General features: G+C 43.8%; 24 protein-coding genes and 1 tRNA gene. 3 read left to right on the top strand and 22 right to left on the bottom strand.

Annotation, left to right across the window (positions count from 1 at the left end; translation table 11 throughout):
- Positions 1-39: 39 nt before the first annotated feature.
- From recN to dnaN, 4 genes are all read right to left on the bottom strand, one after another.
- Complete coding sequence (gene recN / locus C3V43_RS12915; protein ID WP_106070119.1) at positions 40-1,698, bottom strand: DNA repair protein RecN; 1,659 nt, start codon at positions 1,696-1,698, stop codon at positions 40-42.
- 67 nt (positions 1,699-1,765) lie between these two features.
- Positions 1,766-2,998, bottom strand: a complete 1,233-nt coding sequence (gene coaBC / locus C3V43_RS12910) for a bifunctional phosphopantothenoylcysteine decarboxylase/phosphopantothenate--cysteine ligase CoaBC (protein WP_106070118.1) — start codon at positions 2,996-2,998, stop codon at positions 1,766-1,768.
- A 73-nt stretch (positions 2,999-3,071) separates the two neighbouring features.
- On the bottom strand, positions 3,072-3,842 hold the full coding sequence (locus C3V43_RS12905; RefSeq protein ID WP_106070117.1) for a 3'-5' exonuclease: 771 nt from the start codon (positions 3,840-3,842) through the stop codon (positions 3,072-3,074).
- Between the two features lie 108 nt (positions 3,843-3,950).
- Positions 3,951-5,075 carry a DNA polymerase III subunit beta gene (gene dnaN / locus C3V43_RS12900; protein WP_106070116.1) on the bottom strand — a complete coding sequence of 375 codons (1,125 nt, stop codon included), beginning with the start codon at positions 5,073-5,075 and terminating at the stop codon, positions 3,951-3,953.
- 163 nt (positions 5,076-5,238) lie between these two features.
- Between dnaN and C3V43_RS12895 the strand changes: the two genes are divergently transcribed.
- Positions 5,239-5,619 (top strand): DUF3127 domain-containing protein, encoded by a 381-nt coding sequence (locus C3V43_RS12895; RefSeq protein ID WP_106070115.1) that lies wholly within the window; start codon positions 5,239-5,241, stop codon positions 5,617-5,619.
- A gap of 138 nt (positions 5,620-5,757) precedes the next feature.
- Here the strand turns inward: C3V43_RS12895 and C3V43_RS12890 are convergent, their stop codons facing one another.
- The 5 genes from C3V43_RS12890 to C3V43_RS12870 all read right to left on the bottom strand — a co-directional run bounded on the left by C3V43_RS12890 (position 5,758) and on the right by C3V43_RS12870 (position 11,091).
- Positions 5,758-7,389 (bottom strand): DUF3352 domain-containing protein, encoded by a 1,632-nt coding sequence (locus C3V43_RS12890; protein WP_106070114.1) that lies wholly within the window; start codon positions 7,387-7,389, stop codon positions 5,758-5,760.
- 71 nt (positions 7,390-7,460) lie between these two features.
- The gene (locus tag C3V43_RS12885; RefSeq protein WP_106070113.1) at positions 7,461-8,228 is read right to left on the bottom strand and encodes an MBL fold metallo-hydrolase; all 768 of its coding nucleotides are present in this window, start codon (positions 8,226-8,228) and stop codon (positions 7,461-7,463) included.
- A gap of 19 nt (positions 8,229-8,247) precedes the next feature.
- The gene (gene murB, locus C3V43_RS12880) at positions 8,248-9,249 is read right to left on the bottom strand and encodes a UDP-N-acetylmuramate dehydrogenase (protein ID WP_106070112.1); all 1,002 of its coding nucleotides are present in this window, start codon (positions 9,247-9,249) and stop codon (positions 8,248-8,250) included.
- Positions 9,250-9,266: 17 nt separating this feature from the next.
- On the bottom strand, positions 9,267-10,115 hold the full coding sequence (locus C3V43_RS12875) for a DUF4348 domain-containing protein (protein ID WP_106070111.1): 849 nt from the start codon (positions 10,113-10,115) through the stop codon (positions 9,267-9,269).
- Between the two features lie 19 nt (positions 10,116-10,134).
- Entirely contained in the window at positions 10,135-11,091 is a 957-nt protein-coding gene (locus C3V43_RS12870) for an NAD-dependent epimerase/dehydratase family protein (protein WP_106070110.1), read from the bottom strand.
- A gap of 154 nt (positions 11,092-11,245) precedes the next feature.
- On the opposite strand from C3V43_RS12870, the gene kbl reads away from it, so the two are divergent.
- A complete protein-coding gene (kbl, locus tag C3V43_RS12865) occupies positions 11,246-12,433 on the top strand; it encodes a glycine C-acetyltransferase (RefSeq protein ID WP_106070109.1) in 1,188 nt (395 codons plus the stop codon).
- A 202-nt stretch (positions 12,434-12,635) separates the two neighbouring features.
- Here kbl and C3V43_RS12860 read toward each other — a convergent pair whose 3' ends face one another.
- The 13 genes from C3V43_RS12860 to purU form a co-directional block, all read right to left on the bottom strand.
- Positions 12,636-13,808: a MalY/PatB family protein gene (locus tag C3V43_RS12860; protein WP_106070108.1), complete on the bottom strand. Its 1,173-nt coding sequence runs from the start codon at positions 13,806-13,808 to the stop codon at positions 12,636-12,638.
- Between the two features lie 12 nt (positions 13,809-13,820).
- Positions 13,821-14,687, bottom strand: a complete 867-nt coding sequence (locus tag C3V43_RS12855) for a DUF3737 family protein (protein WP_106070107.1) — start codon at positions 14,685-14,687, stop codon at positions 13,821-13,823.
- A gap of 105 nt (positions 14,688-14,792) precedes the next feature.
- Complete coding sequence (locus C3V43_RS12850) at positions 14,793-16,220, bottom strand: MATE family efflux transporter (protein WP_106070106.1); 1,428 nt, start codon at positions 16,218-16,220, stop codon at positions 14,793-14,795.
- Positions 16,217-16,432, bottom strand: coding sequence for a hypothetical protein (locus C3V43_RS12845; protein ID WP_217349952.1), 216 nt, complete (start codon positions 16,430-16,432; stop codon positions 16,217-16,219). Before C3V43_RS12845 ends, C3V43_RS12850 begins: the two co-directional genes overlap by 4 nt.
- Before the next feature lie 169 nt (positions 16,433-16,601).
- Positions 16,602-17,084 carry a ferritin gene (locus C3V43_RS12840; protein WP_106070104.1) on the bottom strand — a complete coding sequence of 161 codons (483 nt, stop codon included), beginning with the start codon at positions 17,082-17,084 and terminating at the stop codon, positions 16,602-16,604.
- Between the two features lie 114 nt (positions 17,085-17,198).
- Entirely contained in the window at positions 17,199-18,359 is a 1,161-nt protein-coding gene (lysA, locus tag C3V43_RS12835; protein WP_106070103.1) for a diaminopimelate decarboxylase, read from the bottom strand.
- 80 nt (positions 18,360-18,439) lie between these two features.
- Entirely contained in the window at positions 18,440-19,762 is a 1,323-nt protein-coding gene (locus C3V43_RS12830) for an aspartate kinase (RefSeq protein WP_106070102.1), read from the bottom strand.
- Between the two features lie 45 nt (positions 19,763-19,807).
- A complete protein-coding gene (locus tag C3V43_RS12825) occupies positions 19,808-20,515 on the bottom strand; it encodes a cell division ATP-binding protein FtsE (protein WP_106070101.1) in 708 nt (235 codons plus the stop codon).
- A 29-nt stretch (positions 20,516-20,544) separates the two neighbouring features.
- Positions 20,545-21,153 (bottom strand): bifunctional phosphoribosyl-AMP cyclohydrolase/phosphoribosyl-ATP diphosphatase HisIE, encoded by a 609-nt coding sequence (gene hisIE / locus C3V43_RS12820; protein ID WP_106070100.1) that lies wholly within the window; start codon positions 21,151-21,153, stop codon positions 20,545-20,547.
- A 32-nt stretch (positions 21,154-21,185) separates the two neighbouring features.
- Entirely contained in the window at positions 21,186-21,944 is a 759-nt protein-coding gene (gene hisF, locus C3V43_RS12815) for an imidazole glycerol phosphate synthase subunit HisF (protein ID WP_106070099.1), read from the bottom strand.
- Positions 21,945-21,990: 46 nt separating this feature from the next.
- On the bottom strand, positions 21,991-22,710 hold the full coding sequence (gene hisA / locus C3V43_RS12810; protein WP_106070098.1) for a 1-(5-phosphoribosyl)-5-[(5-phosphoribosylamino)methylideneamino]imidazole-4-carboxamide isomerase: 720 nt from the start codon (positions 22,708-22,710) through the stop codon (positions 21,991-21,993).
- Entirely contained in the window at positions 22,707-23,297 is a 591-nt protein-coding gene (hisH, locus tag C3V43_RS12805) for an imidazole glycerol phosphate synthase subunit HisH (protein WP_106070594.1), read from the bottom strand. The genes hisA and hisH overlap by 4 nt, the downstream gene beginning before the upstream one ends.
- Positions 23,298-23,302: 5 nt before the next feature.
- The gene (gene purU, locus C3V43_RS12800; protein WP_106070097.1) at positions 23,303-24,160 is read right to left on the bottom strand and encodes a formyltetrahydrofolate deformylase; all 858 of its coding nucleotides are present in this window, start codon (positions 24,158-24,160) and stop codon (positions 23,303-23,305) included.
- 357 nt (positions 24,161-24,517) lie between these two features.
- Here purU and C3V43_RS12795 point away from each other — a divergent pair.
- A tRNA-Asp gene (locus C3V43_RS12795) sits at positions 24,518-24,591 on the top strand.
- Positions 24,592-24,822 lie beyond the last annotated feature (231 nt).

Raw genomic sequence — 24,822 nt, 5'->3', positions numbered from 1 at the left:
TATTTATTAAGAATCTATTTTTTATTTATCGTACACTTATCACCTCTTCAGCAATGCCTTAGCATTATTCAAAGCAGCTTCTGTCAAGGTTGCTCCACTCAACATGTGAGCCAGTTCCTCTATTCTTTCTTCATCGGTCAGACGGCGAATGTGACTATTCGTTTCTGTTTCATTGTCTTGCTTATAGACTTTGTAGTGAGCGCTTCCCCGGGCAGCAATCTGCGGCAAATGAGTAATACTGATAACCTGACGGTTCTGTTCACCCATCTCTTGCATAATATCCGCCATGCGGTCAGCTATCTCACCGGAAACTCCGGTGTCTATTTCATCAAACACAATGGTAGGTAGCTTAACAGCACCTGCAATCATTGCTTTGACCGACAACATGACACGCGCAATTTCACCACCGGAAGCTACAGAAGAGATACTTTGCAAAGTTCCATTTTTATTAGCCGAAAACAAGAAATTCACAGTATCGGCTCCATGCATCCCCGGTTCCTTACGCTCTCCCATCTCCACACGGAAACGCACATTGGGCATTCCTAACGGAATCAGCCGTGCAGCCATTTGTTTCTCAACCTCACGGGCAGCCGCCATACGGGTCTCCGTAAGAAGAGCTGCCTGTTTTTGCACTTTATGATATAAAGCTTCACAGTGTTCCTTCAACTCTTCTATCTGTTCATCCGAAGAAGTTATAGCCGAAAGCCTGGCTGCATATTCATCTGTCAAATGCAGAAGTTCATCGACAGTAGATACTTGATGTTTTTGTTGAAGTGTATAAATCAGATTCAGACGCTCGTTTACTTCATCCAAACGTGCAGGATTAAATTCTATTTGTTCTTCCTTTCCGGCGACTTCCTGCGCGATATCTTTCAGTTCAATGTAAGTACTATCCAAACGTTCGACAAGTTCACCGGCAACCGGATAGACACTCTGCAAACCATGCATCGTATTCAAGCACTCTTTCAACCCTGAAAGTAAACCGCCTTCATCCGAATGTAACATTTGTCCCACTCTATATAACCCCGCTTTAATGTCTTCTGCATGGTTCAGCGTTTCAGCTTCCTGCTCCAGTTCTTCCTGCTCACCCGCTACCAATCGAGCCTCTTCCAGCTGCTCAAACTGAAAACGGATGTAATCCTCATCAGCTCTATCACGTTGCGCTTGTGCAACAAGTTCGGCCAAATCCTGCTGCACCTGCTTCCACTCACGATAAAAGCCTTGATAAGCACACAGTATCTCATCATTGTGAGATAAAATATCAAGAACATTGAGTTGAAACCCCTCCTTATTCAACAACAGATTCTGATGCTGAGAATGTACATCAATCAGCTGTTCTCCCAATTCCTTCATCTGCACCAACGAAGCCGGCGTGTCATTGATAAACCCCCGGCTTTTGCCCGAAACAGAAACCTCACGACGAAGAATACACTCTGCCTCATATTCCAGCTCATTCTCTTCAAAGAAAGGTTGCATACCATAGGCAGATATATCAAAACGGGCTTCAATCACACATTTTGAAGCTCCCGTACGAATGGATTTCACATCGGCACGTTGTCCCAACAGCAACCCGATAGCACCTAAAATAATAGACTTACCTGCACCCGTTTCACCCGTTATCACGGAAAAACCGCTATCGATATTTATATCAAGTTGCTCGATAAGTGCATAATTCTGTATATAGAGCGAATGTAACATTTTCTTGATAATTGATTCTTTAATTAAACAACCGACAACGAACAAGGAGATTGTTACCTCACTTTATTCACTCTGCTTGTTTCAGCACTTTAACCAAATAATCCACAATATCTACAGCAACCTCAGCTTTGGATTTCAATGGATAATCGGCCTTTCCTTTATCATCAATAATAGAAATCTTATTAGTATCATGGCGGAAGCCCGCTCCTTTATCATTCAGCGAATTCAAGACAATAAAATCCAGATTCTTCCGTTTGAGTTTTTCTTCTGCATTCAGCAGCTCATTATTCGTTTCAAGAGCAAACCCCACTAAAACCTGTTTTCGATTATTTGCCTTATTCTTCTGTTTACCCAAGAAAGCAGCGATGTCTTGAGTGGGTTTTAAAGCCAATATCATTTCACCCGTTTTTTCCCGCTTTATTTTCTCATCAGCCACGTGTTCGGGAGTATAATCGGCTACCGCAGCAGTCAATATAGCTGCATCTGCAGAACCCCAGAAAGCGCCGGCTGCATCGTACATGTTTCCAGCCGATTCCACTTGGATATATTGAGCCATTGGAAAATACGTTGTTTGTTGAACCGGCCCTGCAATCAATATAACCTTGGCCCCACGACTTACACATTCATCGGCAAGTGCAAACCCCATCTTGCCGGATGAATAGTTGCCGATAAAACGCACGGGATCTATCTTTTCATAAGTTGGACCTGCTGTTATCATTATCGTCTTTCCAACCAACTCACCCTCTTTGGCTGCAAAATACATTTCCAAATACCTGACAATATTTTCCGGTTCCTCCATACGCCCTTTACCAACCAAATGACTGGCAAGTTCTCCTGTACCCGGCTCTATGATGTAATTACCATACGAACGAAGGATATCCAGATTTTTCTGAGTAGAAGGATGAGCAAACATATCCAAATCCATGGCAGGTGCAACAAACACAGGAGCTTTTGCAGAAAGATACGTAGTGATCAGCATATTATCTGCCACTCCATTAGCCATCTTTCCGATTGTGGAAGCTGTCGCAGGGGCTATCAAAAGGGCATCTGCCCACAGCCCCAAGTCTACATGACTGTTCCATGTGCCGTCACGCTGAGCAAAAAACTCACTGATAACCGGTTTTCCGGTCAAAGCAGATAAAGTGATGGGAGTGATAAATTCCTTGCCTGCCGGTGTAATAACGACTTGTACTTCTGCACCGCGCTTAATCAATTCACGAATAAGCAAACAGGATTTATAAGCCGCAATGCTTCCTGTAATGCCCAAAACAATTTTTTTCCCTTTTAATATATTTGCCATAACGCAGAATATTCCGAACCCTAAAAGTCCGTTTTTAACTTTTATCTTTGGTTCTCTATATTTTTTCAGATTCCTATTTTTGAGTCAATTCGCGCAAACGTATTTTAGTCAACATCGCTTTGGTATTCAATGTAAAGTCACTGTTCAGCATCCAGCCATAATAACCGGGATCACGCTTCAAAACATCAGATACCGCCATCCCTTTATATTTGCCGAAGTTGAACACTTCCACTCCTTTATCATCATAGACCATGCGGCCTGCAAAATCCACGTTTTTATTGAAATTGGAGTAGTCGGAAAGAAAAGCAATATCGTTTTGTAATTCCGGATAACGATCCAATTGCGACATCAGCACCTCATAAGTAGCACGAGTATCTGCCTCTGCCGTATGCGCATCTTCCAGATTCTTACCACAATAGAATTGATAAGCAGCAGACAGCGTACGCTGTTCCATCTTATGGAAAATAACTTGCACATCCACAAACTTACGACGACTCATATCAATATCCACACCAGCCCGAAGGAATTCCTCGGCCAAAACCGGGATATCAAAACGATTGGAATTGAAACCTGCCAAATCACACCCTTCAATATCATTGGCTATGCTACGTGCCACTTCTTTAAAAGAAGGACAATCGGCCACATCCTGGTCGTAAATACCATGGATAGCAGAAGATTCCTCCGGGATATGCATTCCGGGATTGATACGCATGGTCTTGGTCTCTTCATTCCCGTTAGGATAGACTTTAAGATAACAGATTTCAACAATCCGGTCTGAATTAATGTTGGTACCCGTAGTTTCCAAATCGAAAAAAACAATCGGATTTTTCAGATTTAATTTCATTGTTCTTCAATATTTACTGTTTTTCACCATAAAAGGACATAAGGCACAGTATCCAATAAAGTTCCGTGCTCTCATGTCCTCTCCTACGGTAAAAATTCATTTATTCCTTTAATCATTCAACATCATCGGCATCAACAACATCAATAGGTCTTCGTTCTCTTCCTGTTCCACAGGGATGATGACACCTGCACGTGACGGGTCGGCCAATTCGATAACCACTTCGTCAGCAGAGATATTATTCAGAATATCGATCAAGAAAGTAGATTTAAAGCCGATATTCATAGGATTACCCGTATACTGACAAGTCAGCGTTTCCTCTGCCGAAGTGGAAAAGTCTATATCCTGCGCAGAGATCACAATTAGATTTTGCTGCATACGTAGCTTGATGAGACTGCTTGCCTGCGATGAGAAAATGGAAACACGACGTAATGCACCAATCAACAGCTGACGATCTACAGTCACTTTATAGGGATTACCTTGCGGAATTACAGAATTGTAATTCGGATAACGCCCTTCTATCAAACGACATACCATACGGTAATTTTCCAAAGTAAACACAGCGTTGCGTTCATCGAACTCAACGGTTACCTTTCCTTGCTCTTTCGGCAACAGGTTCTTCATCAAAGACGCCGGTTTTTTGGGAAGTATAAAGGCGGCACGCTCACTGCCTTTAGCAGCCACCGTTTTACAGCGCACCAATTTATGGCCATCGGATGCCACTACGGTGATATCCTCTGTCGTAATATCAAAATAAATACCATTCATCACCGGACGAAGTTCATCATCGGCAGTAGCAAATATGGCGCGGTTAATGCCACCTAACAGGATTTGCGCATCCATTTCCACGCGTACAGCATTGTCGCCCAACATAGCCGATTGCGGGAACTCATCGGCATTCTGCCCCATCAAACTATATTTACCGTTCTGATACTGTACAGTAATTTCAAGAGAGTCCATATTAACTTCAAAAGTCAATGGTTGCTCAGGAATTTCCTTCAAAGCATCCAACAACGTTTTGGCCGCAACGGCAAAACGTCCATCCATATCACTTTCGTTCACCTCGACTGTAGTAACCATTGTTGTTTCACTATCAGAAACTGTCGCGGATAAAGTTCCGTCTTGCAGTTCAAAGAGGAAACAATCCAAAATGGGCAATGCATTCTTTGAATTAATCACACGGCTGACAGCCTGTAAATGACTGGAAAGCGCTGTGCTTGAAACGATAAATTTCATATTTTCCGTATATTTAAGTTTTTATTTTGCTATCTATATAACTAACGGACAAAGTTAAAAAAAGAATTCCCTATGACAAAGAATTAGCAAGAAAAAACAGCCGATTATTCTTCTCGTATTCCTAAAAAATTGTAACTTCGCCGCATCATTAAACAAGAAAACAATGGAATTTACAGGAAAAGTCATCGCCATACTCCAGCCCAGAGGTGGAGTCGCCAAATCATCCGGCAACGAATGGAAAGTACAGGAATATGTGGTTGAAGACCACGGTCAATATCCACGTAAAATGTGTTTTGAGGTTTTTGGTGCCGAAAAAATCGAGCAGTTCAATATCCAAATGGGGGAAGAGTTGACCGTATCTTTCGACATAGATGCACGCCAATGGCAAGATCGCTGGTTCAACAGTATCCGAGCATGGAAAGTGGAACGTGTAAACAACACTACATCTGATCCAAGCGCTCCCCTACCTCCACCGCCAGCTCCTGCACCTACCACAGCACCAGAATTCCTTGCAGGGGATGCCAAAGAAGATTTACCTTTTTAAATCGTTTATTAAATCTCTTTTCTATAATTTTTCAAAAGAGTTCATTTTAACTGATGACGTAGATTTTTAATAAAGAGAATCTGCGTCATCAACATTTTAAAAGGCCAAGAACAGAAAGGCCTGAACCTCTTTTTTCTATTATCCTCCTTTATAGAGCAGTACGATGTTTGGATAGATAATTTTATCCGCACAAGTAAACTGCACGGCAAGCATAAAATGGCGGAAGAAATCAGCTTGCCGAAAGAAGAAGTTCGGTATCAGGCGCACATAAGCTTCCGGTTGTAACAAAATTGTTCCCATATCTGCCATCATCACAAAATTATAAACCGGCGACAGACTACCTATACCTTCTTCATAGACCGATGTCCCATCCAACACCTCTCCATTCTCTATCGCATCTATATAAGTTGAAAGACTAACCACATCAGGAGCCAGCAACAAGCTGTTCCGATAAAAACAAGCATATGTATGAAAATCCGGCTCAGCAATCCCTGTCATTTGCGCCAGCAAAGAAGTCCGTGGCAAAGCATACTTCTTATATTTCATCGCCTTAGGGTATAATGTATAGTCAAATGGTTTGGACATCGAAGAAGCCTCTTTGTCCTGCGGGATGGTATAAAGCAAAGATTGCAAACGGTGTTCTGCCAGCTGTTCGTCCTTAACAGGAATACAAACCACAGCACAAGGAGTAACATTCAGCGTATCTTTCGAGCAAAAAAGACAAGACAAGAAACTTTCAGCCGCAAAATCGTTCAAGAATGCCGTCCACTCCTCATCTCGCTGCTTTACATAATCGGAATAGGCAACTTTTGCATACTCTTGGCGTGTGGTGAAGTTCAAGAAAGAACTCCTATCCGAAATAGCCCATCGGTGATATAAAAAAGTAGTAGCCGGTAGATTGGCACCGGGAAAGCCCTCTATAGGCTTCTGGGCACGCAGTACATTCATAAAAGTAAGAGTAGAGTCTACCCCATGACTCATACCGGAACAATAAACGGCATTTTCATTGAGCTGCACTTCAAATTCCACCCAACTCCCCAAACGCATGTACGAATGAATATCATCCGTTCTTTTCCCCATTTCTACAGCTTGCATACGCACATATATCATAGCGGAAACATCATTGTGCTTATTGGTACGGATGGTACGAAAAGCAGCCTGACTCATCAAAGAATTCTTGGTACGATAAGCATCAATCACCTGCTCCACCAAGCGTTTCTGAAAGCTGACAACAAAAAAATCTGATGTGAAATACATCGTAAGGAAACGGCCGTCCGCCATAGGATAAATGCGGATTTCTTCTCCTTTATAGTCAAACGTCTTCAGGGGAAAACTACCAGAGCAATATTTCTGCACAAAAGTCTCTACCAGTTCGTAATCATCCGAACCGAGACTGCAATATAGCACCTGATTTTCCGGCGTGTCCGGTTCGTGAAAGCTAATCAACATTTTATTCATTTGCATGCTCAACCCGTGAGGAGTATCTTGCAGCAAAGTATGCAGATTTTCTTTCAGATATGAAAAGAGATCGGAGATATATAGAAAATGATTATCTTTACTACAATCCAGCCCATTGATATCTTCCATCAAATCGGCCATGTGATTGGTTTCCAAAATGGCAATTGCATCTTGAGGAACCAACGTGTAGAGGTCAAAATCACGCTGGTTTTCCACTGAATGCAACCGAAAAAATGAATACACGGCAAAACCCGTACATAATAACACTACGGATACGATGACAGCTATCTGTATAAAGAGTCGGAGTTTCATGCCCTGTTTTATCTAATTTTTGCAAAAATAATAAATTCTGCAAATAAAACAAAACAAAAGCTTTAAAAAGTTTAAAAGGTTATTTCAAGACCATCATATGCAAAATGCACATGGGATGGTAACGCTTTTTCAATATCGGCATGGAGTCCGACATGGTGACTCATATGAATAAAATAAGTTTCTTTCGCACCAATGCGTTCAGTAGCCACCAATGCTTCCGATACAGTCTGATGCGTAGGATGTGGTTCTGGTCGCAAGGCATTCATAATAAGAACCTCAACGCCTCTCAATCGCTCGAAAGATTCATCAGGCATTGTGTGCATGTCCGTAATATAACCCAGTTTTTTACCGATGCGATACCCCAGTATGGGCAGTTTACCGTGCATTACCTGCAAAGGTAGTATTTCTGTCCGGTTGATATAAAAAGGCCGGCCGGCTTCCACCTCCTCTAAATTGATACGAGGAACGCCCGGATACACTTTGTCTACAAAACAGTAAGGCATACGTGCTCGCAAATGAGCCGCAGTATTGACATCCGAATAAATAGGGATATCGGCAAAACGGCAAAACGGACGCAAGTCGTCCAACCCGCCCACATGATCATAATGCTCATGAGTAATCAGTACACCATCTATTTTTTCAAAAGAAGACACATTCAACATCTGCTGCCTGAAGTCCGGACCGCAATCTACCAGTATCACTGCATCTTCCGTATGCACCAATGAGGATGCACGCAAACGATTGTCACGTACATCAGCAGAAGTACAAACCGGACAAGTGCAACCTATCTCCGGCACTCCGGTCGATGTTCCACTTCCTAATATCCTGATTCTTCCCATAACCAATTATCAACCATCATCAGTTACCTATAAAATTTACTTCCGGATAAATTTCTATACCAAATCTTTCACGTACAGAGGTCCTCACAGCGTCCGAAAGAGCTACAATATCCGTTCCTTTTGCACCACCCAGATTTACCAAAACCAATGCTTGTTTTTCGTGCACAGCCGCCGGCCCCAACGATTTCCCTTTCCAGCCGCATTGTTCTATCATCCAACCCGCCGGGATTTTCACATGTCCGGCATCAACATCATAGTACGGCATCGTAGGAAACATTCGCTGCAATGCTTCAAACTGCATGCGGGGCACGATAGGATTCATGAAAAAGCTCCCTGCATTTCCCAACATCTCAGGGTCGGGCAACTTACTTTGGCGAATATCGATAATCACGCGACGCAATGTACGCAAGTCCACCTGCGGATATTTTGCCAACTCTTCCCGGATTGTGCCGTAATCCAACATATAGTGCTCTTTCTTACCCAATCGAAAATTAACATAAGTCACAAACAGATCCTTCATCTCCGGTTGTTTAAAGATGCTTTTCCGATAAGCATACCCACACTCAGCTACGCTAAAGACACGTTTTTCTCCTTCAACATGTATGGTTTCCACTGAAGTTATCAGGTCTTTGACTTCCACCCCATAAGCACCTATATTCTGTACGGCACTTGCACCCACTTCTCCCGGTATCAGCGAGAGATTCTCCGCACCATACCAACAGTGGTCTACACAATAAGCCACAAAATCATCCCATACCACACCAGCACCAACACGTACCCACACATTCTCCTCATCCTCTGCCGTCACTTCTATAGAATGGATATGCGAATGCAACACCGTACCTTCATAATCCGTAGTAAACAGCAGATTACTGCCACAACCAATATGCAAATAAGGCACAGTAATACGTCCTGCTGCAATCATTTCGCAAAGAGCCTCTTCCGAATCGTATTCCAAGAATCGCGCAGCAGTCACTTCAATGCCAAAAGTATTAGGTATTTTATTCAAATAAAGTTCCATTCCCTCCTTTCAATCAGCTACATACTCGTATCTTCATATTTGTACAACTCCCACTCTTCGGCTTGTCTGCGAAAATAGAAAATATTGGAATAGCCGTTGTCTATACCGTTTACTTTTAATATTTTGGTATTTGATAAATCTTCATTTTTCTGTCCGTAGTTTATATTGGATAACTTGTCGACAGGCATCACCGGACGAAACGCGTACCATTGGTTCATATCCAAGGTAGTTTCCAAAATGGAAAACTCATCGTCCGGATCAATGGTTACAAACTGCAGCGGATGACTGATATGCTTACTTTGATACACACTATCCGTCACAAAACGAGTATAGAAATCTACAAAGCTTTCATTTTCTCCTTTCTCTATTTCACGCAAGTTAATGGCTTCGAGCATCCACATGCCGTGTTTCCGTTCAAAATAGTACCTTTTCACCATACGGGTTTTCAAATATATCCATTCCACCTGCACCGATTTCAAGGCAGTATCTCCCACCAACTCCAAATCATCTTCTTCATCAAAAAGCAAAGTGTAATAACTTTGCTTAGTGAAGAGATAATCGTGTTTCCAGAAACGCTCCTCTATTTTTATCGGAGTATTCCGATTATAGTAAGGTAGAGGAAATACCGTCCTTTGCTTTTGCAAAGCATCATCCGAAGCATAACTGAAGATAAAATCATCAAACAATTCGTCTGCCTCTATCGGTTTCGGTACATCCTCTACTTCCGCCACTTTCAGCGTGTCAGCTTTCTGGTTGACGGAATCTACCATATTCGTAAGGGTAACAAAGGGATCCATCTTCGTTTTTTTATTTCCACATGAAATAAGAAAAACGAGCAACAAAAACCCCAATACTATTTTTCTCATTTTTTACGGACCGCTACAGTCACTTATTAAATTTAGCTTTCAATTTTTCCAGCATGTCCACGGTCATGGACTCCAAATTATATTGCGGCATCCAGTCCCATTCTTCACGAGCACACGAATCATCCAATGAATCGGGCCAGCTATCGGCTATGGCTTGCCGCAGAGGATCCACCTGATATGCCATTTCAAAATCGGGTATATGCTTTTTGATGGCGTTATATATTTCTTCCGGATCGAAACTCATGGAAGTAATATTGAACGCATTGCGATGCTTCAGCCTTGCCGGCGCAGCTTCCATCAGTGATATGGCAGCATTCAAGGCATCGGGCATGTACATCATGTCCATATAAGTACCCTGTTTTAATGGGCAGACAAACTTTTCGCCTTTCACTGCCGAATAGAAAATATCCACCGCATAGTCCGTAGTACCGCCACCCGGAGGGGTTACGTTGGAGATAATTCCCGGAAAACGCACCGAACGGGTATCCACGCCATACTTCGTATAATAATAATCGCTCAACAATTCCGTTGTCACTTTGGTTACGCCATACATCGTACGCGGACGCTGAATCGTGTCTTGCGGTGTCTGTATGTGGGGAGTAGCCTCGCCGAACGAACCTATGGAGCTGGGAGTAAAGACTGCACAGTTATACTCACGCGCCACTTCAAGCACGTTCCACAGTCCGTCTATACCAATCTTCCAGGCCATGGCCGGACGACTTTCCGCCACCACCGAAAGCAAAGCTGCCAGATTGTATATCGTATCTATCTTAAACTGGCGTGCCACCACTTCGATGGACTGCCGGTCGGTGACGTCTGCAATGGCCGAAGGTCCTGATGCTTTTAATTCACCTTTGGGCATAGCGCTCGGAATATATCCGGCCACCACATGATCATCACCATAGCGTTTACGCAACTCCAATGTAAGTTCCGAACCAATCTGCCCGGTTGCTCCAATTACCAAAATATTTTTCATACGATTTATTAATAAGGTATTAGTTAATTATAGAGGCACAAATATACGTACTTTTTTTTCATTTTTCTATCATTCTGCTATTGTTTATTCCAAGAAAAATGATGTCCTTTGTGAAAAATGTAACATGGACGTATTACCCTAAAAATAAAATGCTATGTACGGTAAAATGAAAGACCATCTCAGCAAGACGATTGCTGAAATCAAAGAGGCAGGACTCTATAAAGAGGAGCGACTGATTGAGAGTGCGCAACAAGCTGCCATCACAGTGAAAGGCAAGGAGGTATTGAACTTCTGCGCCAACAATTATCTGGGATTATCCAACCATCCGCGCCTGATTGCTGCTGCCCAGAAAATCATGGAACACCGCGGATACGGCATGTCATCCGTACGCTTCATTTGCGGCACGCAAGATATCCACAAAGAATTGGAAGCTGCCATCTCCGATTACTTCCGTACGGAAGACACCATTCTATACGCCGCCTGCTTCGATGCCAATGGAGGTGTATTCGAACCTCTCTTCAGCGAAGAAGATGCCATCATCTCCGATTCGCTGAATCATGCCTCCATCATTGACGGTGTACGCCTCTGCAAAGCCAAACGCTACCGCTATGCCAACGCCGACATGGCCGAACTTGAAAAATGCCTGCAAGAAGTCCAAGCTCAACGTTTCCGCATCATCGTTACCGACGGCGTGTTCTCTATGGATGGAAACGTGGCGCCGATGGACAAGATTTGCGACCTTGCCGAAAAATACGACGCACTGGTCATGGTGGACGAGTCACACTCCGCCGGGGTAGTAGGACCTACAGGACACGGCGTGAGCGAACAATATAATACTTACGGACGTGTAGACATTTATACCGGAACATTGGGTAAAGCCTTCGGCGGCGCTTTGGGCGGATTCACCACCGGACGCAAAGAAATCATTGACCTGTTGCGCCAGCGCAGCCGTCCGTATCTGTTTTCCAATTCGTTGGCACCGGGCATCATAGGCGCCAGCCTCGAAGTATTCAAGATGCTGAAAGAAAGCAACGCCCTGCACGACAAGTTGGTGGAGAACGTAAACTATTTCCGTGATAAAATGACCGCTGCCGGGTTCGACATCAAGCCAACGCAAAGTGCCATTTGCGCCGTGATGCTATACGATGCCAAGCTGTCACAGGTTTATGCGGCACGCATGCAGGAAGAAGGTATCTATGTGACCGGCTTCTACTATCCGGTTGTGCCCAAAGAGCAGGCGCGCATCCGCGTACAGATTTCAGCCGGACACGAAAAGGCGCATCTTGATAAATGTATAGCCGCATTCATTAAGGTGGGGAAAGAGTTGGGCGTACTCAAATAGGCCTTCCTATCCTTTCATCCTGACCAAAAGCAGGCAAACGGCAACAGCCGTTCATTTCCCTATACGAGTGAAGCCACTTCCCAATACGACTGAAGTGGCCTCACTCCTATTGGGAAGTAGCCTTAGTCGTATTGGGAAGGTAAGTCTCATACGGACGCAGAGGGGTGAAACTTTTAGTATCACCACACATACACATGGGAAACTATCCCTTAACCCCGGTATTTACCAAAGAAACAAAGCGTTTTAAGCCCTCTCTCAAGACAGCATGCGGACAAGCTATATTCCAACGCATGAATCCCTCTCCCTCCAAACCATACATTGTTCCGGCGTTAAGCCATAATCCGACTTCATCTACCAGTTTCTTCTCAAGTTCTTCCGACGGAATGCCGAGTACGCTGCAGTCCATCCACACAAGATAAGTTCCTTCCAACGTAGCTATTGGAAATCCGGGCAGATACTCCCGACAAAATTCTTGCATATAAAGATAGTTTCCATGCAAGTATGCCACAAGTTGCATAAGCCACCCCTCTCCTTCGTTATAGGCAGCTTCGGTGGCAATGATACCGAACGGATTGACATCGCACACTTCGTTATCGTTGATTGCCCTGTCTATCTTCAGCCTGAGTTTATCACCGGAGCAGACAATATTGGCAATCTGTAGCCCGGCAATATTGAACGCCTTACTGGGTGAGATGCAAGTTACGCAATGTTGCAGAAAATTGTCCGAGATGGAAGCAAACGGCGTATAGGTATGGCCCGGGAAAACCAACTCGCAATGAATTTCGTCAGCAATCACTGTGACGCCGTGGCGGATGCAAATCTCGCCGATGCGAACCAGCTCTTCGCGCTTCCAAACCCGTCCTGCAGGATTGTGCGGGTTGCAAAGAAGCATCACTTTAACTTTAGAATCGGCCGCCTTCCGCTCCAAATCATCGTAATCAATGGTAAAGGTATTATCCGCATGGAGCAATGGCGAGGAAACCATTTCACATCCGTTATTACGAATTGAAGAAAAGAAGCAGTTGTAGACCGGTGTCTGTACCAGCACCTTGTCACCCGGCCGGGTCAAGGCTTTGATAATAGCCGAGATAGCGGGTACTACCCCTGATGTGTAAATAATCCATTCACGGTCTATTTGAAAACCGTGGCGCCGGGCAAACCAACCTGTGACGGCCTCATAATAGCTATCAGGCACACGAGTATAACCGAAGATGCCATGCGCCACACGACGTTGCAAGGCTTCAACGATTGAGGGAGCCGTATGGAAGTCCATATCGGCCACCCACATAGGCAGTACATCTTCACTCTTTGCGCTATCCCACTTGTAGGAATTGGTTCCGCGCCGTGAAATTTGTTTATCGAAATCGAATTTCATACACTTCTGCTTTTAGTCGCTAAAGCAAGTACGCTCATCCCTGAGACGAATCTCACAATCAGCCGGGGCTTTGATATTCTCGTCAATCGTCACCGAACCAAATTCATCGGCCACGATACGACCCGACATCGGGTTTTTAATGTTGGTGATGGCTCCGCGAATATCGGCCTGCAATGTACTATACTCAAACGCACGGTCACAATCAGAATCGAAAGTACAATTCTCCAGCACGAGGTCGTGCGCATAGCAAAGCGGTTGTTCGCCGGTGATGTGGCAATTCACCAAACGCAGGTTCTTCGAGTGCCAGCCAAGGTATTCGCCGTTAAGCTCCGAATCGTAGATTGTTACATTTTCCACCTCCCAAAAAGCATCTTTAGTCGTAATTTTAGCATTGTGAATCTCCACATTCTTCACATACTGGAAGACGTACTTGCTATCAGTCTCCAACCCGTTCACATAGATATTGTTGCTGAACATGAACGGATAAGTACCACCGTACATTTTGAGATTCCGAATGTGTATATCGTTACACCGCCAAAACACCTCATCGGCATCGTTCAACACCACATTCTCAATGGCAATCTCGGTCATCTCACGGAACATTTTAGGAGCATCTATCACCGTGTCTGTCATCTTCAGATGGTCGCTATACCACAATGCCGAACGGCCTCCGACATCGAAATAGCAACGGTCTATTTTAAACCCGTGAACATGCCAGAAAGGATAGTTCCCCTCGAAACGACATTCCACCGCTTCAATGTTGCTGCACTCTTTAATGGCCGATTCACCGGTACGGATGACTACATTCTCCAAACGAAGATCATGCGACGCAAACAGCGGACGTTCACCTCCGAATTCGGTATCTTTAATAAGTTTCATTTGAGATATTATTTTAATTGTTTATCATTATTTACTTCAAGAAATATCCGCCCGATAGGATGCAGCCCCTCATCTTTTTTAAAAAAGGAACAGCCTATCCCGAATTCAGGTATATATATTCTTCATCCACCGTTCCCGCTTCAAGCGAATAAGGAAAATCATGCCTCGGAAACATAACTCGACACACATGGCAATCCATACGCCTTTGAGTCCCAACGTCGGAGCAAGCAAGGCTGCCAAGGATAACCGAACAATCCAGATACTGAAAAAGTTCATCAGACACGGAACAAGTGTGTCAGCCGCGCCAACAAATACACCGTAGCCCACAATCGAAGCTGCAAACATAGGTTCGGCAAACGCCTCGATGCGCAAAACCATGATACCCAGCTCGCGAATCTCTTCAACGGGTGTCATCAATCCGATAATTTGCGGAGCAAGAATATACATGGCCACTCCCATTACACCCATGATTGCCATACCCATAAATACGGTAATACGGGCAAAACTCCGCGTCAGCCGGCGACGTTTCGCACCCAAACTTTGACCGACCAGCGTCGTGGCAGCATCAGCAATCCCGTAGCCGGGCATATAGCAAAGGCTCTCGGCCGTGATGGCAAATGAATTGGCGGCAATGGCAAAAACTCCCAATGGGGCCACGATGACCGTTGTCATAATCTGTGCACCACAAATGACAAAGTGTTCTAATCCCATCGGAAGACTGATACGAAGCGCCCTTTTCAAGGTCTTTGTTTTCGGTTGGAAACCTCCTCGTTCTCCGCCCAGTTTCAACTCATCGGAGCGGTTCCAAAGATACCATAACAATATTCCGGCAACAACCGTTTCGGCAGCGACCGTACCCAATGCCGCACCAACCACACCCAGTCCTGCACCCGGCATCGTGAAAGAGTAACTTGCCAGACTCCACTCGCGCGAAGGAAAAATCAGAAAGAAATTGAAGACAACATCCAATATACACATCGTTACCCCAAGCATACTCGGTACGTGCATATTACCACTGCACCGCAACATGCCTCCAGCCAGGAAATTCATCTGCAAGGCAGGCAGAAAAAGCGAAAATATAAGAAAATAGAGCGAAGCATTCTGCCGAATGGAAACATCGCCTCCCAACCAGCCGGGAAGTGCATCACTAATCGCCACGCCAAGCATAGCCAACAAAAGGCTGAAGCCAAGTGTGGCAATCAGCGATTGCCGCAACACCGCCCGCGCACCTTGCATATCGCCCGCACCGATTTTATGAGCTACTTGCACGGAGAATCCCGTAGCGGCAGCCACACACAGTCCCCAAAAAAGCCACGTGGTTGTCGACACCAAGCCTATGGAGGCTGATGCCTCGGCACCGAGGCTTCCCACCATGGCGGCATCGATATACTGCATGATGATGGAAGATAATTGCGCAATAACAGCCGGTATACTGAGCTGCACAGTCAGACGTAACTGTTGTCCCAGCGTCATCGGTTTCCCATCGCGAATCAACGCAAGCAGACGATTTGTTTTTTCAGCCCGTGTTGTCATCTGCTATGTTCTTTGAATAATTTAACATCACGCAGCCAATAGGCAAAATATGCATCCGCAATTCCATACTTTGCATCATAAAACAGCTGAAGTTCTACAATCGGTGTCAATAAATCAACCCTATGTTTTGTATTTGAGCCGGAGCGCATAAAATTATCCGGTTGGTTGGGTGTTGGATATCCTAAGTCTTGTTTTTCGGCAATCAAGGCCATACAATAATATTCGTTATTCTCCATTTCTGTGGATAAATATAGCAAATTAACCGATGCTATACAGCAAAGCAACTACAAGTAGAAGATATAAAAAAACCATATCACACTCTTCTATCAGAGAAATGATATGGTTTTTATCATTAACTATAAAAATTGTGCAAATCTTGATTTATTTACGTTCGCCGAGTTTGGCATCCACAAAGAAGATTCCGGCATCACCTGCTTTTTTAATCATATCCACAATACCTGCAGTGGTAGCTTCTTCCTCCACTTGCTCGCGAATAAATCCCCACAAGAAGTCTTGTGTAGCCTTATCTTTTTCAGCGGCAGCCACGTCTACCAACTCGTCAATCAGCTTAGATATACGGCATTCGTGTTCATAAACCTGTTCGAACACCTCCAACGGAGTACCGAAATCATTGGGAACAACATCCACCTTGTCCAGCTTTGCCGCACCACCACGTTTGATGATGTAAGAAGCCATTTCACAAGCATGTGCTTTTTCCTCAGAAGATTGTTTTCTCAACCAAGAAGCCATACCACAATAACCTTCTTTCTCCATATAGAAAGACATTGCCAAATAAAGGTTGGACGACCACAACTCGGCTGTAATCTGCCCATTAATTGCTTTTTGTAATTTTTCTGTAATCATAATCGTAACTAATAAATTTGAAACTACTACAAAAATAACAAGTCTCCATTCAGTTTGTTCACTTTATATCTTTTTTAACTCGCAGATGACATCGGTTTCGCAGGGAAAAGACATTCATACTAACTCATCCGAAGTATACCCTTTCGGTAACTCCCGACAATTATAACCCGAAGCCATAATTTCACCGTAAGCGCCCGCCGAACGGAGGGCGATAAAGTCCCCACGTCTCACACCATTCAAATCAACGGCCTTGCCAAACACATCGGATGACTCGCATATAGGCCCCACCACATCATAAGTCTGCATTTGGTCATCCGATGTGATATTCTCTATCTTATGATAAGCCTGATAAAGTGCCGGGCGAATCAAATCCGTCATACCGGCATCTAAAATGGCAAATTGCTTATTGGCGCCTTGCTTCACATAGAGCACACGTGAAATCAAAGACCCGCACTGCCCTACCACAGAACGTCCCAACTCAAAATGAAGTGTCTGGTGAGGACGTAAATTCAAATGGTTATCGTATAATTCGAAATAGCTCCGAAAATCGGGTACCGGCTGGCGATTGGGATGACCGTAGTCAATTCCCAGCCCTCCACCGACATTGATATGGTTGATACGGATACGGCGTGCTTCCAACTTATCCTGCAATTCATTGACACGATTGCACAAAGCCACAAAATCGCCCATATCCAATATTTGAGAACCAATATGAAAATGTAATCCGATGAAACATACATTCTTCATCCCTTGTGCAACATCAATCACATGATCGATATCCTGCATACTGATACCAAACTTGTTTTCGGCCAATCCGGTAGTGATATTTGCATGAGTATGAGCACCTACATTGGGATTGATACGGAATGCCACATTGGGCATTTTTCCTTTAGCTCCCGCCAGTTCATTGATAATTTCCAGCTCCGGAACAGACTCTACATTAAAACAAAAGATATCATGATCTAATCCCAGATTAATTTCCCAATCGGCTTTTCCAACACCCGCAAATACTATTTTATCGGCCGGGAAACCCGCTTTGATAGCTGCATGAATCTCACCGCCGCTCACGCAATCGGCGCCAAGTCCATTCTCGCGAATAATGGCAAGAACTTTGGGATTCGCATTCGCCTTTACAGCATAATGCACTGCATAGTTACCATACTTTGCCACCTCCTCACGAATGCAGGCAAGCGTATCGCGTAATACCTTCGTATCATAATAATAGAAGGGCGTACGTAAGTCTCGAAATTTATTGATGGGAAATATTCCTTTCATCTGTGTATCCTGTTATCCGGTTTTAAAAAAGCGCTTTTATCAAAAAGGTAAAAGCGCTTTGGTTTTATATATCTTTTCTGTTATTGTACTTCGCCGAACAGAGCGTTACTAAGCGATTGTAAAGCCGCTTTCTTATCCTCCTCCCGAATGAGGAATGAGATGTTATAATTACTGCCGCCGAAAGATATCATTCGAACAGGAATCTCGCGCATTGCGTCCAATGCTTTGGCTTCAAAGCCCACATTCTCCCACTCCAAATCGCCCACGACACAGATAATGCACATGTCCTTATCCACAGTCACCGTTCCGTATTTCTTCAAGTCGTCCAAAATCTCGTTAAGGTGCTTAACGTTATCAATAGACACCGATACACCCACTTCCGAAGTACAAATCATGTCAATGGAAGTCTGATAACTTTCAAAGATTTCAAACACCTTGCGCAAAAAGCCGTGTGCAAGCAGCATGCGACTGGATTTAATCTTGATAGCCGTGATATTCTCCTTGGCAGCCACAGCCTTGATTTTTCCCTTCTCCGTATCATTTGAAATCAATGTACCCGGAGCAGTGGGTGCCATCGTATTGAGAAGCCGTACGGGTATATTGGCATATTTGGCCGGCTGAATGCAAGTAGGATGCAGAATCTTGGCACCGAAATAAGCCAATTCGGCTGCCTCTTCAAAATGCAGATGACGTACGGGAGAAGTCTTATCAACGATACGCGGGTCGTTGTTGTGCATGCCGTCAATATCCGTCCAAATTTGTATTTCAGAAGCATTGATAGCCGCTCCAATCAGGGATGCGGTATAGTCGCTTCCTCCACGTTGCAGATTATCAATCTCACCATAAGCATTACGACAGATATATCCTTGCGTAATATAAATATCAGCATCCGGGTGTAATTCCAGCTGAACATTCAATTTTTCTTTGATATAAACGGGATCGGGTTCTGCATTTTTGTCCGTACGCATATATTCTAAAGCCGGAAGCAATACCGATTTTATGCCGCATTCCTGCAAATAATAGTTCATCATGGCAGTAGAAATCAACTCACCCTGTGCCAGCACCACCTTCTCTTCAAACAATGTAAAAAGGTCTTTGGTATAAGAACGGATATAATCAAAATGAGACTTGATAAGTTCACGTCCTTTCTGTTTATACTCCGGAGTGGCAAAAAGTTCCTCAATATGCTGGCGATATTTGCTCTCCAGTTTATTGATAATTTCGTTGGCACCCTCCGGATTCTTCTTGTACAGATAGTCCGAAATCTCAACCAATGTGTTTGTGGTACCCGACATGGCAGATAGAACCACAATCTTACATTCACCATCGGTAATTAATTTGGCAACCTCCTTCATGCGAGCTGCCGAGCCTACTGAAGTACCTCCAAACTTTAAAACTTTCATTTTCGTTCCTGTATTAAATTTATGTATATAAAAATCTATTCACTATTATCCCACCACCGATGCAAGAGTAGCATATTCCGTTGTAACATCCGTCATCAAGTGGTCTACGCAGCGATAAACCTTGCCGGGAAAATCACACAGCAATTGCAAGTTATGTGTCGTCATCACTACTAAAGAACCGGCTTGACTGATGTTGTGCAACAACTCCGTTATGGCACGTCCGGTTTCTGCATCCAGATTTCCGGTAGGTTCATCCGCCAGAATTATCTCCGGAGAATTGAGTACGGCACGGGCAATTACAATGCGTTGCTGTTCACCTCCGGACAATTCATTAGGCAACTTATATCCCTTATTACTCATACCAACAAGTTCCAACACTTCTTCAATACGATCTTTTATCTCGCCTTTGTTTTTCCAACCGGTGGCACGAAGAACAAACGCTAAATTATCATAGACCGTACGGTCGGTCAATAACTGGAAGTCCTGAAAAACAATACCCAATTTGCGGCGCAGTTGCGGAATATGCTTCCGCTTGATATGAAGCATATCATGCCCTAATACTTGAGCTTCACCCGACACGATATCCAATTCACCGTAAAAAGTCTTGAGCAAACTTGTTTTACCCGAACCGACCTTACCAATCAAATAGACAAAGTCTCCTTTGTAAAGTTCCAAGTTAACTTCGTTGAGCACGCATAACTCTTGTTGATGTATCGCAACGTCTTTATATCGAATCAGTACTTCACTGCTCATCACCGCTTTTAGCTTTTATAATTACTACTTTAATGTTTTTTCCAAGTGGCGCTATGACGTTCTTCCAGTTCGCGAGCCAAATCTTCGATGCCATACCCTTTGGAAGTAAGCAGAACAATCAGGTGATACAACAGGTCTGCTCCCTCATAAATCAAACGTTCATCTGTTCCGTTGCAGGCCTCAATAACTGTTTCTACCGCTTCCTCACCTACTTTTTGTGCCATTTTGTTGACTCCGGATTGAAACAAGCTGGTAGTATATGACCCTTCGGGCATTTCTTCATAGCGTCTGCTGATAAAGTCCTGAAGTTGTTTCAAGAACATGACGGGTTGCTCGTTCTTCTCTCCCCAGCAAGTATCAGTACCGGTGTGGCAAACAGGACCTTCGGGATGTACCTGAATGAGCAGTGTGTCCTGATCACAATCTTCCTTGACAGAAACCACATGCAGGAAATTTCCGCTTTCCTCACCTTTTGTCCACAAACGATTCTTGGTACGGCTGAAGAAAGTCACCTTTCCGCTTTCCATAGTTTTGTCATAAGCTTCTTTATTCATAAAGCCCAGCATCAGTACCTTTGCAGTATCTGCATCTTGTATCACAGCCGGAACAAGTCCGTTCATTTTGTCAAAATCCAACATTTCAGATATTAATTATTAAAAATCAAATGTTATCACATCAAGCGCATAGAAATCCCTTGGCTGCAAAGATACGATTTTAATTCGGGAATTTTGATTTCTCCGAAGTGAAAAACGCTGGCTGCCAAGGCTGCATCTGCTTTTCCTTGGAGAAAAACATCGCGAAAGTGCTCTTTGCAACCTGCCCCTCCCGATGCTATGACAGGAATGGAAAGTTGTCCGGCCAAAACAGAAAGAGCTTCATTGGCATAGCCGTTCTTTACACCGTCATGATTCATGCTTGTAAACAAGATCTCGCCCGCCCCCCGTTCCTGCGCTTCCGCAGTCCATGAATACAGTTCTTTATCCGTTTCTACACGTCCGCCATTCAAATAGCACCACCAGCCCTTTTCTGTCTGTTTTGCATCTACTGCCAACACGCACACTTGTGATCCGAAATGCTTAGCAATTTCGTCTATCAATTCCGGACGACGGATGGCAGAAGAATTAATGGATATTTTATCGGCACCGGCATTCAGCAACCTGTCCACATCGCCCAGTTCATTGATTCCTCCACCTACGGTAAAAGGAATACTGATGTTTGCCGCTATGCGTTTCACCAGTTCCGTAAATGTTTTCCGCCCTTCGAAACTGGCTGTAATATCTAAAAAAACCAACTCATCCGCTCCTTGTTCGCTATAAGCCCGTGCCAATTCAACAGGATCTCCTGCATGGCGCAGATTCACGAAATTGGTTCCTTTTACAGTCTGCCCGTCTTTTATATCAAGACAGGGAATGATTCTTTTTGCTAACACAACTCTTTTTTCAAATTAATGATTTCTATTTGAACCGAAAGTTTCCTTATAAAAAGCTTTCCAGTTCCTTCAATGTGATGCGTCCTTCGTACAAAGCTTTGCCAAAAATAACGGCAGGTACACCGGCTACTTCCAGTTCCCGAATATCATCGGCACAACTCACACCTCCACTGGCTATCAAAAACAAGCCGGGGTATTGCTCCAATACCTCTCTGTACAAAGTCGTAGACGGACCTTGCAACATTCCGTCGCAACTGATATCTGTACAGATTACTTTACGAACGCCTTTTTCTACGTATTCTTTCAAAAACGGGAACAACTCACAAGCACTTTCATCTTTCCAACCGTTAACAGCTATTTTCCGGTCCTTCACATCCGCACCAAGAATAATCTTCTCCGGGCCGTATGCCTGAAGCCAACCGCAAAACAACTCAGGATTCTTGACCGCAACACTGCCACCGGTCACCATCGTTGCACCGTTCTCAAAAGCTATCCTCAAATCCTCGTCGCTCTTTATTCCCCCACCGAAATCTATAATCAGAGAAGTGTTCACGGCAATTTGCTCTAATGTTCGGTAGTTCACTACATGATGTGAAGCAGCACCGTCCAAATCCACGACATGGAGCCTACGGATGCCGTGAGCTTCCAGTTCCTTGGCTACCTCTACCGGATTTTCATTGTACACTTTCTTACTTTCATAATCACCTTGAGAAAGACGTACACACTTTCCGTCGATGATATCGATGGCGGGAATCAGTTCTATCATAATGTCAAAAAATTCTGTAAGATACGTTCACCCACATCTCCACTCTTTTCGGGATGGAACTGGGTGGCATAAAAATTATCTTTATGCAAGGCTGCACTGAACGGAAGGACATAGTTTGTCACAGCTGCCGTGCAGTCGTTCAACGGAACGTAATAACTATGCACGAAGTACACATACTCCTCTTTTGAAAGACCTTTGAAGAGGTTGCAGTTGGCTTGCTCGATGGTATTCCACCCCATGTGAGGAACCTTTTCCTCCGGTTTCAAGGAAACGAAACGCTTCACGTCGGCATCGAAAATGCCAAGACAGTCCACATCTCCCTCTTCCGAATGGCGACACATCAGTTGCATGCCCAAACAAATACCCAATACCGGTTGTTTCAGGTCTTTTATCAACCTATCCATTCCACCGGCACGCAAAAAGTTCATGGTTGTTTCCGCCTCGCCCACTCCGGGAAAAATAACCTTATCGGCAGCTCGTAACGCAGCTTCATCTGCCGTAATCACGGCTTCCACTCCCAGGCGTTTCAAGGCGTAATCCACCGAACGTATATTGCCGGCATTGTATTTGACAATTGCAACCTTCATCTCTATCAATTAAATATCACCGTTTTATTTTTATATGCCAACACTTTCCGTTCAATATGCTTTTGAACGGCACGTGAAAGTACAATTTTTTCCAAGTCCTTCCCCTTATTCACCAAATCCTGCACCGTGTCTTTATGCGTTATGCGCACCACATCCTGCTCAATGATAGGGCCGGCATCCAATTCCGTTGTAACATAATGGCTGGTGGCCCCTATAATCTTTACTCCACGTTCAAAAGCCGCATGATAAGGCTTTGCTCCCACAAATGCCGGAAGAAACGAATGGTGTATATTGATTATCCGGTTGGGATAAGCATTGGTCATCCGTTCGGAAATTACCTGCATATAGCGCGCCAGCACAATGAATGTAATCTTATGCCTGGTCAACAATTCCATTTCCTTCTTCTCTTGCTCCTCCTTGGTATCCTTGGTGATAGGAAACACATAAAAAGGAATACCGAAACGCTCTGCCACATGCTGCAAGTCCGGATGATTGCTTATGATAAGAGGAATTTCTACATTCCACTCGCCTGCCGTATAGCGTGCCAGCAAATCAAACAAACAGTGAGACATCTTTGAAACAAAAATAGCCATGCGGGGCTTTGCATCAGAGAAGTAGAGCCGAAAATTCATATCGTACTTCTGCGCATACAAAGTTGCAAAATAATCCTCTATCTTTTCTTGAGGTACCAGAAAATCTTTCAATTCCCACTCAATACGCATGAAAAAGATATTCTCCACATGGTCTACATATTGGTCCAGATAGATGATATTCCCTTTATTCACCGTTATAAAGTCTGTCACTTCTGCCAATATACCCGGTTTGTCAAGACAGTGTAGCAACAGTTTGGCCGTTTTCATCATTCTAAGAATTCCTTTTTATTATTCTTATATAACAACATACTTGTTTTGAGTTGGCAAAAATAACGATTTATTGCCAAATGACGAATTTTCAGAACACGAAGTTTGAAAGAACAAATAAAAAGTTTCGTTTTCTTCTAAAAAAGGTTCTTAAACAGTACTTAAACACGAGATAAATTTCATATCAAAGCAACTGCTTGTTTACAAAATTTCTCTTCCATGCAATATTCTCAATATGAATAATATAAAGCAAACCTGATAAAAAGCTCGCAAAAAAAATCATGCACAGTATTGCAGATTTCAAAGAAATGTCTACCTTTGCAACCGCAATCGAGAGAGATAGCGAGAAAACAAGGTAATGGTGCGTTAGTTCAGTTGGTTAGAATACATGCCTGTCACGCATGGGGTCACGGGTTCGAGTCCCGTACGCACCGCTGGAACAATTCAGTTAGTCTGAAAGAAGTCTGAAGAGCAAAATGAATTTCCTTTGCTCCTTTATCTAAGGACATCAAAAAAAATGCCGTCTGAGCATTGTCTGAAGATAATCTGTCTTTGGTTTCATTTTGGTTACATAAGCAAAGACTTCCTTTTAAGAAACTGAAAATAAAAAGGATACAATGGATGGTTCTTTTCCCGTCCATACCGCTAAATAGCTGAAAGATAGG

Source organism: Prevotella heparinolytica (assembly GCF_002998535.1).
Taxonomy (GTDB): domain Bacteria; phylum Bacteroidota; class Bacteroidia; order Bacteroidales; family Bacteroidaceae; genus Bacteroides; species Bacteroides heparinolyticus.
Note: the sequence above shows the minus strand (reverse complement) of the source record. Positions and strands in the feature narration are given on the sequence as shown.

What these genes read in the sequence shown, in the direction of transcription:
- C3V43_RS12905 (WP_106070117.1), bottom strand. Translation starts at nt 3,842, where the DNA reads ATGAAATTAAATCTGAAAAATCCGATTGTTTTTTTCGATTTGGAAACT.
- murB (WP_106070112.1), bottom strand. Translation starts at nt 9,249, where the DNA reads ATGGAACTTTATTTGAATAAAATACCTAATACTTTTGGCATTGAAGTG.
- dnaN (WP_106070116.1), bottom strand. Translation starts at nt 5,075, where the DNA reads ATGAAATTTATCGTTTCAAGCACAGCGCTTTCCAGTCATTTACAGGCT.
- C3V43_RS12840 (WP_106070104.1), bottom strand. Translation starts at nt 17,084, where the DNA reads ATGATTACAGAAAAATTACAAAAAGCAATTAATGGGCAGATTACAGCC.
- hisH (WP_106070594.1), bottom strand. Translation starts at nt 23,297, where the DNA reads ATGAAGGTTGCAATTGTCAAATACAATGCCGGCAATATACGTTCGGTG.
- C3V43_RS12870 (WP_106070110.1), bottom strand. Translation starts at nt 11,091, where the DNA reads ATGAAAAATATTTTGGTAATTGGAGCAACCGGGCAGATTGGTTCGGAA.
- coaBC (WP_106070118.1), bottom strand. Translation starts at nt 2,998, where the DNA reads ATGGCAAATATATTAAAAGGGAAAAAAATTGTTTTGGGCATTACAGGA.
- C3V43_RS12855 (WP_106070107.1), bottom strand. Translation starts at nt 14,687, where the DNA reads ATGAAACTTATTAAAGATACCGAATTCGGAGGTGAACGTCCGCTGTTT.
- recN (WP_106070119.1), bottom strand. Translation starts at nt 1,698, where the DNA reads ATGTTACATTCGCTCTATATACAGAATTATGCACTTATCGAGCAACTT.
- C3V43_RS12850 (WP_106070106.1), bottom strand. Translation starts at nt 16,220, where the DNA reads ATGACAACACGGGCTGAAAAAACAAATCGTCTGCTTGCGTTGATTCGC.
- hisA (WP_106070098.1), bottom strand. Translation starts at nt 22,710, where the DNA reads ATGATAGAACTGATTCCCGCCATCGATATCATCGACGGAAAGTGTGTA.
- C3V43_RS12825 (WP_106070101.1), bottom strand. Translation starts at nt 20,515, where the DNA reads ATGAGCAGTGAAGTACTGATTCGATATAAAGACGTTGCGATACATCAA.
- C3V43_RS12845 (WP_217349952.1), bottom strand. Translation starts at nt 16,432, where the DNA reads ATGGCCTTGATTGCCGAAAAACAAGACTTAGGATATCCAACACCCAAC.
- C3V43_RS12890 (WP_106070114.1), bottom strand. Translation starts at nt 7,389, where the DNA reads ATGAAACTCCGACTCTTTATACAGATAGCTGTCATCGTATCCGTAGTG.
- C3V43_RS12885 (WP_106070113.1), bottom strand. Translation starts at nt 8,228, where the DNA reads ATGGGAAGAATCAGGATATTAGGAAGTGGAACATCGACCGGAGTGCCG.
- C3V43_RS12895 (WP_106070115.1), top strand. Translation starts at nt 5,239, where the DNA reads ATGGAATTTACAGGAAAAGTCATCGCCATACTCCAGCCCAGAGGTGGA.
- C3V43_RS12830 (WP_106070102.1), bottom strand. Translation starts at nt 19,762, where the DNA reads ATGAAAGTTTTAAAGTTTGGAGGTACTTCAGTAGGCTCGGCAGCTCGC.
- kbl (WP_106070109.1), top strand. Translation starts at nt 11,246, where the DNA reads ATGTACGGTAAAATGAAAGACCATCTCAGCAAGACGATTGCTGAAATC.
- C3V43_RS12860 (WP_106070108.1), bottom strand. Translation starts at nt 13,808, where the DNA reads ATGAAATTCGATTTCGATAAACAAATTTCACGGCGCGGAACCAATTCC.
- lysA (WP_106070103.1), bottom strand. Translation starts at nt 18,359, where the DNA reads ATGAAAGGAATATTTCCCATCAATAAATTTCGAGACTTACGTACGCCC.
- hisIE (WP_106070100.1), bottom strand. Translation starts at nt 21,153, where the DNA reads ATGTTGGATTTTGACAAAATGAACGGACTTGTTCCGGCTGTGATACAA.
- C3V43_RS12875 (WP_106070111.1), bottom strand. Translation starts at nt 10,115, where the DNA reads ATGAGAAAAATAGTATTGGGGTTTTTGTTGCTCGTTTTTCTTATTTCA.
- purU (WP_106070097.1), bottom strand. Translation starts at nt 24,160, where the DNA reads ATGATGAAAACGGCCAAACTGTTGCTACACTGTCTTGACAAACCGGGT.